The 12,899-nt window shown below is 26.8% G+C and carries 10 protein-coding genes; all 10 read left to right on the plus strand.

Features of this window, described 5'->3' with window-relative positions:
- Nucleotides 1-75: 75 nt before the first annotated feature.
- The 10 genes from DM817_RS02165 to rpmI all read left to right on the plus strand — a co-directional run bounded on the left by DM817_RS02165 (nt 76) and on the right by rpmI (nt 12,893).
- On the plus strand, nt 76-2,514 hold the full coding sequence (locus DM817_RS02165; RefSeq protein ID WP_113738393.1) for an alpha-ketoacid dehydrogenase subunit alpha/beta: 2,439 nt from the start codon (nt 76-78) through the stop codon (nt 2,512-2,514).
- A gap of 94 nt (nt 2,515-2,608) precedes the next feature.
- Nucleotides 2,609-3,670 (plus strand): branched-chain amino acid aminotransferase, encoded by a 1,062-nt coding sequence (locus tag DM817_RS02170; protein WP_113738394.1) that lies wholly within the window; start codon nt 2,609-2,611, stop codon nt 3,668-3,670.
- Between the two features lie 5 nt (nt 3,671-3,675).
- Nucleotides 3,676-5,436: an arginine--tRNA ligase gene (gene argS, locus DM817_RS02175; protein ID WP_113738570.1), complete on the plus strand. Its 1,761-nt coding sequence runs from the start codon at nt 3,676-3,678 to the stop codon at nt 5,434-5,436.
- Between the two features lie 15 nt (nt 5,437-5,451).
- Entirely contained in the window at nt 5,452-6,789 is a 1,338-nt protein-coding gene (gene ffh, locus DM817_RS02180) for a signal recognition particle protein (protein ID WP_113738395.1), read from the plus strand.
- 152 nt (nt 6,790-6,941) lie between these two features.
- Nucleotides 6,942-8,546 (plus strand): glycerol-3-phosphate dehydrogenase/oxidase, encoded by a 1,605-nt coding sequence (locus tag DM817_RS02185; protein ID WP_235610871.1) that lies wholly within the window; start codon nt 6,942-6,944, stop codon nt 8,544-8,546.
- Between the two features lie 37 nt (nt 8,547-8,583).
- On the plus strand, nt 8,584-10,080 hold the full coding sequence (gene glpK, locus DM817_RS02190; RefSeq protein ID WP_113738397.1) for a glycerol kinase GlpK: 1,497 nt from the start codon (nt 8,584-8,586) through the stop codon (nt 10,078-10,080).
- Between the two features lie 26 nt (nt 10,081-10,106).
- Nucleotides 10,107-10,823, plus strand: a complete 717-nt coding sequence (locus DM817_RS02195; RefSeq protein WP_110477651.1) for an MIP/aquaporin family protein — start codon at nt 10,107-10,109, stop codon at nt 10,821-10,823.
- Nucleotides 10,824-10,912: 89 nt separating this feature from the next.
- Nucleotides 10,913-12,115 (plus strand): threonine--tRNA ligase, encoded by a 1,203-nt coding sequence (gene thrS, locus DM817_RS02200; RefSeq protein WP_113738398.1) that lies wholly within the window; start codon nt 10,913-10,915, stop codon nt 12,113-12,115.
- Between the two features lie 72 nt (nt 12,116-12,187).
- On the plus strand, nt 12,188-12,703 hold the full coding sequence (gene infC / locus DM817_RS02205; protein WP_113738399.1) for a translation initiation factor IF-3: 516 nt from the start codon (nt 12,188-12,190) through the stop codon (nt 12,701-12,703).
- 1 nt (nt 12,704) lies between these two features.
- Nucleotides 12,705-12,893 (plus strand): 50S ribosomal protein L35, encoded by a 189-nt coding sequence (gene rpmI / locus DM817_RS02210; protein WP_113738400.1) that lies wholly within the window; start codon nt 12,705-12,707, stop codon nt 12,891-12,893.
- Nucleotides 12,894-12,899 lie beyond the last annotated feature (6 nt).

The raw sequence follows: 12,899 nt of genomic DNA on the forward strand, positions 1-12,899 counted from the left end.
TTTAAATAATTCTAAAATTAGAAATAAATAAAATGAAAATTACTGTATTTTAAAAAAAAATTAGTATTCATGATCATGAATAAAAAAAAAAAGAACAATAAATTTAATTTTAAAAGTTTTGGAGTTTCCTCTTTTTATTTATTTCAGAAAATGATTTTAAATGATTATAAATTAGCAAAAATAAGTCGTGAAATAAGCATTTTAGGACGTAAAGAAGTTTTAAATGGTAGAGCTAAGTTTGGAATATTTGGAGATGGAAAAGAAATTCCTCAAATAGCTATGTCTAAAATTTTTAAAAATGGAGATTTTAGATCTGGATATTATAGAGATCAAACTTTTATGATTGCCATTGGTGTTTTAAATGTAAGAAGTTTTTTTTCTCAGTTATATGCACATTCTGATTTAGAGGAAGAACCGGTTTCTTCTGGTAGAATGATGACATCTCATTTTGGGACACGTCTACTCCATTATGATGGGAATTGGAAAAATTTAATGAACCAAAAAAATTCTAGTGCAGATATTTCTTCTACAGCTTCTCAAATGCCAAGATTATTAGGGTTAGCTCAAGCTTCCAAAATTTATAAAAATTTAAAAAATTTAAAAAAAACACATAAAATATTTTCTAATAATGGAAATGAAGTTGCTTTTGGAACTATTGGTAACGCAAGTGTTTCTGAAGGATTATTTTGGGAAACAGTGAATGCCTCTTCAGTATTACAAATACCAATCATTATTTCTATTTGGGATGATGAATATGGGATATCTGTTCCTAATAGATATCAATTTTCAAAAAAAAATATTAGTGATATTTTATATGGATTTCAAAGAACTAAAAAAGAAAATGGAATAGAAATTATTCGTGTAAATGGATCCAATTACATAGATCTTACAAAGACTTATATTAAAGCAGATAAAATAGCACGTTATGAACATATTCCTGTAATAATACATGTTACTGATTTAACTCAGCCACAAGGACATTCTACTTCTTCATCACATGAAAGATATAAATCCAAAGAACGTTTAGAATGGGAAAAAAAAAATGATGGAATAAAGAAATTTAGAGATTGGATTTTGAATTTTAGGATTGAAAATGAACCAGGAATATTTCATAATATTTCAGATATGCATTCTTTAGATAAAATAGATATAGAAGCAAAAGAATATGTTCATTCTGAACAAAAAAAGGCTTGGGAATCTTTTCAAAAACCTATTGAAGAAATAAAAAATGAAGCTATAACTATTTTAGAAAAGTTGCAAAATGCATTTCCTTGTAAAAAATGGATAAAAAAACAGATCAAAGAATTACATATAAATAAACATTTATATACTAAAAAATTTATATTTTGTATTATTCGAAGATCTTTATATTTACTTACTGAAAAAGAATTTTATCAAAAAAATTTTCTGATAAAATGGTTAAAAGAAAAATTCAATAAAGAAAAAGAAAATTATTCTTCAAATTTATATAGCATTTCTGAAAAATCATCAATAAAAATAACCGAAATTAAACCAATTTATTCTGATTATGAGGTAGATGGAAGAATAATTTTAAGAGATAATTTTGATAAATTATTAGAACTATATCCGGATCTTTTAATTTTTGGAGAAGATGTTGGTAAAATTGGAGATGTCAATCAAGGATTAGAAGGACTTCAAAATAAATACGGAGAAATACGTATTTTTGATACTGGAATTCGAGAATCTACAATACTTGGACAAGGTATAGGTCTTGCAATGAGAGGACTTCGTCCCATAGTTGAAATTCAATATATAGATTATATTCTTTATGCTTTGCAAATCATGAGTGATGATTTAGCTACTTTGCAATATAGAACCAAAGGAGGACAAAAAGCCCCCGTTATTATTAGAACTAGGGGTCATCGTTTAGAAGGAATCTGGCATTCTGGATCTCCTATGGGAGGAATTATTAATTATTTAAGAGGAATTTTGATTCTTGTTCCAAGAAATATGGTAAAAGCAGCTGGTTTTTATAATACTTTGTTATATGGAGACGATCCAGCTTTAGTAATTGAGTGTTTAAATGGTTATAGAATAAAGGAAAAATTACCAAAAAATTTAGGTTATTTTAGAATTCCAATTGGAATAGTAGAAGTTACTAGGATAGGAAAAGATATAACTATAGTTACTTATGGTTCTACATGGAGAATTGTTAATGAAGCAGCAAATGAATTATCTAAAATGAATATAGAAACTGAAGTAATTGATATTCAATCATTATTACCTTTTGATCTTCGAAAAGATATTGAAAAAAGTTTAAAAAAAACAAATCGATTATTAATTATTGATGAGGATGTTCCAGGTGGGGCATCTGCTTATATCTTACAAAAGATATTAGAAGAACAAAAGGGATACTATTATTTGGATTGTCCACCTATTACAATTACGGCTAAAGAACATCGTCCACCTTATGGATCAGATGGAGATTATTTTTCCAAACCATCTATTGAAGATATTGTAGAAAAAGTATTGAAAATAATGCATAATAATTAATTAGTGAATAGTAGTATATATAATAATTTTATTAAGTAGTAGTAATAAAATTATTATCTTTGAATTATCAAAAAGATTCAGTTTTATTTTTATTATGAAAATAGTAAGAAGCTTGCATTCAAGAATCAAAAAAATGGATTTCGAAAATATTTCTTTTGGAAATCACTATTCGGATCATATGTATTATTCAGAATTTCGAAATGGAAAGTGGATAAATTCTATTATTAAACCATTTGGAAATATTATGTTTTCTCCTGGATCTCTTGTTTTTCACTACGGTCAATCTGTTTTCGAAGGGATGAAAGCATATAAAGATAAACATGAAGAAGTATTTTTATTCCGTCCAAAAGAAAATTTAAAAAGAATGAATCAATCTGCTCTACGTTTAGAAATGACTACTATTCCAGAATATATTTTTATGAATGGATTAAAAAATTTAATAGATATAGATAGAGATTGGGTTCCCAAAAAGTATGGACAATCTTTATATATTCGTCCTATTTTAATTGCAATAGATAAATGTTTGTCGGCAAAGCCCTCTAATGATTATCTATTTATGATTATATCTACACCTGCAGATTATTATTATAAAAAACCTTTAAAAATCAAGATAGAAGAAAAATATAGTCGTTCTGCATCTGGAGGTGTTGGTTTTACTAAAGCTGCTGGTAATTATGCTTCTTCATTTTATCCTACTAGATTAGCTAAAGAAGAGGGATTTGATCAGATATTATGGACAGATTCTTCTACTCACACAATAATTGAAGAATCTGGAACTATGAATGTATTTTTTTGGTTAAAAAATAAACTCATTACTCCATTAGCTAATGAGAATATATTAAGCGGAATCACCTGTAAAAGTCTTCTTTCTTTAGCTAAAAAAGAAGGATTAAAGATAGAGGAAAGGAAATTAAAGGTTTCAGAAATTATAAATGGATTGAAAAATAAGATCTTAAAAGAAGCTTTTGGTTGTGGTACAGCAGTAGTTGTTGCTTATTTTGAAACAATTAGTTATAAAGGTAAAAAATTTTTTCTCCCGGATCTTTCAGATAAAGAAAGGATATCAATTCGATTAAGAAAAAGACTATTAGATATACAACATAATTTATCGGAAGATCCTTTTGGATGGAGGTTAAAATTAAAAAGTATTTTGTAATATCTATGAATGAAGAATTTCAATCCATAGAAAAAATAACCAAACAATCTTTATTTATTTTATATAAATTAAAACCTTGTCCCAGTTTGAATTTTCAATATACTAAGAAAGAATATCCAGGAGATATTACTTTGATTTTATTTCCTTTATCTGAAAAATTAAAAAAACCTGTAGAAAAAATTGGTAAGGATATTGGAAATTATGTAAAGAGTCAATTAGGAGATCTTATCACTTTTTCTATTATAGGAGGTTTTTTAAATTTTATTTTTAAGGATAGTTATTATCTTCATATTCTTAAAAGAATGTTGAATAACAATTTTTATAATTTAAAATTACCATCTAAAAATATCATAGTGGAATACTCTTCTCCTAACGCAAATAAACCTCTTCATTTAGGTCATATTAGAAATAGCCTTATTGGACATTCTATATCCGAAATACTGAAAATAGTTGGACATAAAATAACTAAAATTCAAATTATTAATGATAGAGGAATACATATATGTAAATCTATGATCGCTTGGAAAAAATTAGGTAAAGGAGAAACCCCTCATAGTTCAAAAATGAAAGGAGATCACTTTGTAGGTAAATATTATAGTCTATTCGATCAAATTTATCATAAGGAAATTCACGATTATTCCAAAAAAAATAAAGATTACAATGATCAAAATATTCCTATTCTCAAACAGGCAAGAATTTTATTAAAAAAATGGGAATCTGGACATCATGAAACTATAAGTATTTGGAAAAAAATGAACAAATGGGTTTATGAAGGATTTAAAGAAACTTATAAAAAATTGGGAGTCAATTTTGATCAAATAGAATATGAAAGTCATGTTTATGAATTTGGAAAAAATATTGTCAAAAATGGTCTAAAAAAAGGTCTCTTTTTTAAAAAAGAAGATGGATCTATTTGGGTTAATTTGGAAAAAGAAGGATTTGATCAAAAACTTTTATTACGATCAGATGAAACTTCTGTTTATATTACCCAAGATATAGGAACTGCTGTAGCACGTTTTAAAAAATATTGTATAGATAGGTTAATCTATATTGTAGGAAAAGAACAAGATTATCATTTTCAAGTACTTTTTAGTATATTAAAACGTTTAGGATATATATGGGTAAAAAAATTATCTCATCTTTCTTATGGAATGGTTGATTTACCAAGTGGTAAAATGAAATCTAGAATGGGTAATATTATAGATGCTGATAGTTTTATATTAGAAATGTATTCCATTGTAAAAAAAAAATTTTTAAAAAATATTCCCAAGATGGAAAAAGAAAAATATTCTGAAATAATAGGATTAGGAGCTATAAAATATTACTTTCTTCAAGTAGATCCTAGAAAAAGGATTCTTTTTCATCCAGAAAAATCTATAGATTTTAAAGGTAAAACAGGAACATATATTCAATACGCTTATTCTAGAATTCGTTCTTTAGAACGAAATTTTTTAAATTTATGTTCATTAACTAATGAGGATTGGTCAAATATAAAATTTGATCTTTATGAAAAAAAAATGATTAAAATTCTTCAAAAATATCCATTAATATTAAAAAAATCAGCAATGTATTTGAATCCTTCTTTAGTAGCAAATTATGTTTATGAAGTTTCTAAAATTTTTAACCATCTCTATCAAAATAAAAGATTAATAGATCCTTTAAATGTTATTCATAGTAATATTAGAATAAATATTATTCATGTTACAGGAAATATTTTAAAATCAGGAATGAGTTTATTAGGAATAAAAATGCTTGATCGTATGTAATAAATAAACACACTTATGTTTGAATATTTACAAAAAAAATTAGATAAAGCTCTTCATATTTTCAAAGGAAATAGTAGAATAAACGAAATCAATATAGCAGAAACACTGAAAGATATTCGTAAAGCTCTTATTGATGCAGATGTTCATTATAAGATAGCTAAAATATTTGTTCAAAAGGTTAAAGAAAAATCTATTGGTAAAAAAGTACTCAATTCTTTAAATCCAAAACAATTAATTATAAAAATAATATATGATGAATTAGTTTCCTTAATGGGAAAAAAAAACATAGAAATCAATATTTCTAATAATCCTTCTATTATATTAATTTGTGGATTACAAGGTAGTGGAAAAACTTCTTTTTCTTCTAAACTTTCTTTTTTTTTAAAAAAAAAAAAGAAAGAACCTTTATTAGTAGCCGCAGATATTCATCGTCCTGCAGCTATAGATCAACTAAAAATTATAGCAGAAAAAGATAATCTTCCCGTTTTTTTCTTAAAAAAAAGTAAAAATATCATAGAAATTTTTGACAAATCTCTTATTTATGCTTCTGAAAAAAAATGCAATGTCATTATTATTGATACTGCAGGTAGATTAGCTATTGATAAAATTATGATGGATGAAATTCAAAAAATTTATCAATATTCTAAACCAGATGAAACTTTATTCGTTGTAGATTCAATGACTGGACAAGATGCTATAAATACTGTTCAAAGTTTTTCAAAATTTTTGAATATTGATGGAATAGTCATGACTAAATTAGACGGAGATAGTAGAGGGGGAGCAGCTATTACTATGTCTAGCGTTATTGGAAAACCTATTAAATTTATTAGTAATGGAGAAAAGATAGAAAATCTAGAAATTTTTTATCCAGAAAGAATAGCTAATAGAATTTTAGGAATGGGAGATATAGTTTCTTTAGTAGAAAAAGTTCAGGAACAATTTGATGAGGAGAAAACTAAAAAAATTTATAAAAAAATCTCAAAAAATAGTTTTGATTTTGAAGACTTATTAGAGCAGATTCAACAAGTAAAAAAAATAGGAAGTATTAAAAATATTGTTTCCATGATTCCTGGTATGGAAAAAATGATTGATAATAAAAAGGAAAAAAAAGATTCTTTCAAAGAAATAGAATCTATGATTTTATCCATGACTCCTTATGAAAGGAATAATCCGAAAATACTTACTGATATAAAAAGAAAAAAAAGAATATCAAATGGATGTGGAATTTCATTAAAAGAGATAGATCTTTTATTAAAACAATTTTATAACATAAGTAAAATCATGAAAACCATTAAGGGGAATTCAGGAAAAGAAATTATAAAAAATTTTTTATCAAAAATTATTAATAAATAAAATATAATATAAAAAGTTATTGGATTAACTTTAATAAAAGTTTTCTTTTATTGAAAATATTTTTAATTTTGTTCGTTATATGTTTCAATATTCCAATAATAATAGAGGATGGTGGTGGATATTTCGTTTTGAATAATATGAATGAGTAAATCATGATGAAAGGTTTTTTAAATAGAGATAAATTTTTAAGAATTTTAGAAAATATAAATATTTGGGATATTGTTATTGTTGGAGGAGGAGCAACAGGGTTAGGAATAGCATTAGATTCAGCTTCTAGAGGATTCAAAACTTTACTTTTAGAACAAAATGATTTTTCTAAAGGAACTTCTAGTCGTAGTACGAAATTGATTCACGGTGGTATAAGATATTTAGCTCAAGGAAATATAAAATTAGTTTATGAAGCTTTGCAAGAAAGGGGGTATTTGTTACAAAATGCTCCTCATTTGGTGAAAAAAAAACGATTTATTATTCCTATTTTTAATTGGAAAATGGGTATTTTGTATTGGACTGGTTTAAAAATTTATGAATGGTTATCTGGATCCTTGAGTTTTGGAAACTCTCAATTTTTATCTAAAAATGAAATACTAAAAATGTTTCCTGAAATTAGACCAAATAATTTAAAAGGAGGTATTTTATATTATGATGGACAATTTGATGATGCTCGTTTAGCTATTGATTTAGCACAAACTTGTGTTCAACAAGGAGGAGTATTATTAAATTATTTTCAAGTGAAAAATCTTATCAAAAAAATAGAAAATAAAATAACTGGAGTAATAGCTTATGATCTTGAAACTAAAAAAAAATATTCTATTTATTCAAAAATAGTTATTAATGCAACTGGAGTTTTTGCCGATACTATTTTAAAAATGGATGATTCCACATCTACTATATTGATAAAGCCTAGTCAAGGAACGCATATTGTATTAAAAAAATATTTTTTTAGTAGTTCAGATGCTATAGTAATTCCAAAAACTTCGGATGGAAGAATTCTATTTAGTGTTCCATGGTATGATCATGTTTTAGTAGGAACTACAGATACATTTTTGGAAAAAAGTGTTCTTGAACCCAAACCTTTAGAAAAAGAAATAGATTTTATTTTAAAAACTTTTAACCAATATTTTTTATATAATCCGAATAAAAAAGACATTTTAAGTGCTTTTTCTGGGTTACGTCCTCTTTTCGTTCCTCCTAATTTATCTTATTCTTCTACTAAAGATATTTCTAGATCTCATAAATTGATGATTAGTCCTTCTGGTCTAATAACTATTATAGGGGGGAAATGGACTACATATAGAAAAATGGCAGTAGAAACTGTAAATAAAGCTATTGAAATAGGAAAATTAAATAAAATTTCTTCTGGAACCAAAAATCTTAAGATTTTTGGTTCCAGAACTTCTTCTTCTTCATGTAAAAATTATAATAATTGGGGGTATAAATATGGAGAAGAAGAAATTTATATTCAAAAATTAATTGAGGAAAATCCTTTATGGGGGGATCCATTAATTTCTCAATATCCTTATTATTGTACAAAAGCAGAAGTTATATGGATGGTACGTTATGAAATGGCTAGAACAATTGAAGATGTTTTAGCAAGAAGATTTCGTTTATTATTTTTAAATGCTAAAATAGCAATAGATATAGCACCAATAATAGCATCATTAATGGCAAAAGAACTTTCTCGAGATAAAAAATGGGAAGAATCACAGATAGCTTCTTTCAAAGAGTTAGCCATGCAATATTATTATCCATTAGTTTAATTTTTTTTTAAGGAGAAAAGTTTTTGTAATTATTTATATGTTTATGAAAAAATATGTGCTATCGTTAGATCAAGGAACTACTAGTTCTAGAGCTATTATTTTTGATCAAATTGGAAATATTATTTCCGTAGCTCAAAGAGAGTTTACACAAATTTATCCTTATCCTGGATGGGTAGAACATAATGCAGAAGAAATATGGTCTACACAAGCTTCAGTTGCTTTAGAAGCTATTTTAAAAGCAAATTTAGAAGGGGGAAATATTATTTCGATAGGAATCACTAATCAAAGAGAAACTACTGTAGTATGGGATAAAAAAACGGGAGAACCAATTTTTAATGCTATAGTTTGGCAAGATAGACGAACATCTAATTATTGTGATAAAATCAAGTATGATGGACTAACTGAAATGATTAGAAAAAAAACTGGTCTTGTTATAGATCCATATTTTTCTGCTACTAAAATAAAATGGATATTAGAAAATATTCCAGGAGCTAAGAAAAAAGCTGATTCTGGATATTTAGCTTTTGGTACTATAGATTCATGGTTAATATGGAATTTAACCGGAAAAAAAATTCACGTCACGGATGTCACTAATGCCTCTCGTACTATGCTTTTCAACATTCATACTCTTAGTTGGGATCAAGATTTAATAAATTTATTTGATATTCCAAAAACAATGCTACCAGAAGTCAAATCATCTAGTGAAATTTTTGGTTACACAACAGGTCATATCCTTTCTAATAAGATTCCTATATCTGGAATTGCTGGAGATCAACAGTCCGCACTTTTTGGTCAAATGTGTACAAAAATTGGAATGGTAAAAAATACTTATGGAACTGGTTGTTTTATGTTAATGAATGTAGGAGAAAATCCAGTTTTTTCTCAAAATAATTTAATAACTACTATTGCTTGGAAAATTAAAGATAAAGTTCAATATGCTTTAGAAGGTAGTGTTTTTATTGCAGGTGCCGTTGTACAATGGCTTAGGGATGGATTAGGGTTACTTTTATCTTCAAGTGAAGCCGAAATACTTGCATCTTCAGTAGAAAATACAGAAGGTATGTATATGGTTCCAGCTTTTTCTGGGTTAGGGGCTCCTTATTGGGATCAAAGAGCTAGAGGGACTATTGTTGGAATTACTAGGGGGACCTCTTCTGCTCATTTTGTTCGTGCTGCTTTGGAAAGTATTGCTTTTCAAAATATGGATGTACTAAAAGCAATGGAAGCAGATTCCGGTATTTCTATTAAAGAAATTCGTGTAGATGGAGGTGCTACAGTAAATAAATTATTAATGCAATTTCAATCTGATATTTTAAATGTAAAAGTTGTTAAATCTAAAATTTCTGAACTTACAGCAGCAGGAGCAGCTTATTTAGCTGGATTAGCTGTAAATTATTGGAATAGTCTTGAAGAAATTCAAGATAACTGGAAAATGGAACAGGTTTTTGAACCAAAAGGGATGTCAAGTCGTTTGGAAAGAATTCAAGGGTGGAAAAAAGCGATCAAAACCACCCGTACTTGGTCTAGTAAGTAAAATTTTTTTATAAAAATGAAAATAAAATGACAAAAATATATGCCGAGATTATAGGAACTATGATTTTAGTATTTTTAGGAAATGGAGTAGTAGCTAACGTACTTTTGTCAAAAACAAAAGGTAATGGTGGAGGATGGTTAACTATTACTGTAGGATGGGCTTTGGCCGTTTTTATAGGTATTTTAGTTTCTTATCCTTATAGTGGAGGGCATTTAAATCCATCTGTAACAATAGGGTTTGCCATAACTGGTAAGTTAAATTGGAATCTTGTTCCTTTTTATATTTTTGCTCAATTTATTGGAGCAATGTTAGGGGCTTTATTAGTATGGATTTTCTATAAAGATCATTTTTTAGAAACTAAGAAAGAACAAGATAAATTATCTGTTTTCAGTACAGGCCCTACTATAAAAAATTTTTTTTCTAACTTTTTGAGCGAAGTATTGGCTACATTTATTTTTATGTTGGTGAATTGTTACCTTACAAAAAAATATCCTATTGTAGGATTAGGTATTTTAGGGGCTTTTTTATCCTCTTTAGTTGTGTTGGGAATTGGATTATCTTTAGGTGGAACTACTGGTTGTGCAATTAATCCTGCTCGTGATTTAGGTCCAAGGATTATATATTCTATAATTCCAATTCCTGGAAAAGGGAAAAGTAACTGGGATTACGCTTTTATTCCTGTTTTAGGCCCTATTGTAGGTAGTTCAGGAGCTGCTGTATTATATTTATTGTTATTCTCATAATAAAAAAACTTGTAACTTTTTTTTATTAAGTGTATATATAAATAATGGATAATAAATATTTGATCCCTTTTTTTTAATAAGATTCCAATATGGATCACATAAAAATAGGAAAAAAACTGAAATTTTTTATTTTTTCTGATAGAGTTGGATCAGGATTACCATTATGGTTGCCTAGAGGAACAATTTTAAGAAAAAATTTAGAAAATTTTTTAACCGATATTCAAAAAAAATCCGGATATGAGATGATTATTACTCCACATATTGGACATAAAAAATTATATGTTATAAGTGGACATTGGAATAAATATGGAAAAGATAGTTTTAAACCTATTCAAACTCCTCATTCAGAAGAAGAATTTCTTTTAAAACCGATGAATTGTCCTCATCATTGTGAAATTTATCGTTCACAGAAATGGTCCTATCGGGATCTTCCTAAACGTTTTGCAGAATTTGGGACCGTATATCGTTATGAGAAAAGTGGTGAACTTCATGGACTTACAAGGGTAAGAGGATTTACTCAAGATGATGCACATATTTTTTGTACTTATGATCAGCTATTGGAAGAATTTAAAAAAGTAATAAATTTATTTTTTTATGTATTTCGTCGTTTAGGTTTTTTAGAATATACAGTTAGAGTATCACTTAGAGATCCAAAAAAAATAAATAATTATATTGGATCTGAAAAAAATTGGAAACAAGCTGAAGAAGCTATACTTATAGCGGTAAAAGAAGAAAAAATAGAATCTACTATTCATTATGGAGAAGCTGCTTTTTATGGTCCTAAACTGGATTTTCTTATTAAAGATTCTTTGGGAAGAAATTGGCAATTAGGAACTATTCAAGTAGATTATAATTTACCTGAAAGGTTTGATTTATATTATAGAGGTAAAAATAATGAAAAAGAACGTCCAGTAATGATACACAGAGCTCCATTTGGTTCTTTAGAACGTATTATAGCAATTCTTATAGAACATACAAAGGGAAACCTTCCATTATGGATGGTTCCTAATCAAGCGGTAATACTTCCTATAAGTGATAAATATATAGTTTATGCAAAAAAAATTTTAAATTTGATGTTAAATTATAATATTCGTGTTTTTATTGATAAAAGAAACGAGAAAATTGATAAAAAAATCAGAGATTCGGAAGAAAATAAAATTCCTTATATGATTATTTTAGGGGAAAAAGAAGTAATAACTAAAACTATTTCATTACGAAAACATGGTTTAGGTCATATAGGTATATTATCCATTTCCAACGGAATAGACACTATTTTTAAAGAAATTCATTAAATTTATAAAATTATTATCATAAAAAAAAAATTTTCAAGGGTAAATAAAAAAAAGAGAATATATCGTTCATTTATCAAAAAAAAGGAGGAACATCGTATTAATGCTCATATAAATTCTAATAAAGTTCGTTTAGTTGGTGATTCTATCAAAACTGGAATTTTTTCCATTCAAGATGCTATTCAATTATCTATAGATAAAGGATTAGATTTAGTGGAGATCAATCCGAAAGTAGATCCTCCAGTATGTAAAATATTGGATTATAAAAAATTTCTATATGAACAAAAGAAAAAAAAGAAGCAATTTAAAGCAAAACAAATTAAGGTAAATACTAAAGAAATCCGATTTGGACCACAAATAGGAGATCATGATGGAAAAGTTAAAATAAAGAGTGCTGAAAAATTTTTAATGAGAGGGGATAAAGTAAAAGTTTTTGTTTTTTTCAAAGGTCGTTCTATAGTATATAAAGACCAAGGAAAAATAAAATTGTTAAAATTTGCAGAAGAAATTGAAGAATATGGAAAAGTAGAACAAATGCCAGTTATGGAAGGAAAAAGAATGTACATGATATTAGCCCCAAAAAAAATTTAGTATGCCAAAATTAAAAACAAAATCAGGATCTAAAAAAAGATTTAAAAAAACCGCTAATGGATATATAAAAAAAAAACATGCATTTAAAAATCATCTTTTAACGAAAAAATCAAAAAAAAGAAAACGGAAACTTTCTACATTTTCTCTATTGAAGAAGTCTGATAAAAAGAATATAAAAAAACAATTCTAAATTATA

Source organism: Blattabacterium clevelandi (assembly GCF_003268615.1).
GTDB classification, from domain to species: Bacteria; Bacteroidota; Bacteroidia; order Flavobacteriales; family Blattabacteriaceae; genus Blattabacterium; species Blattabacterium clevelandi.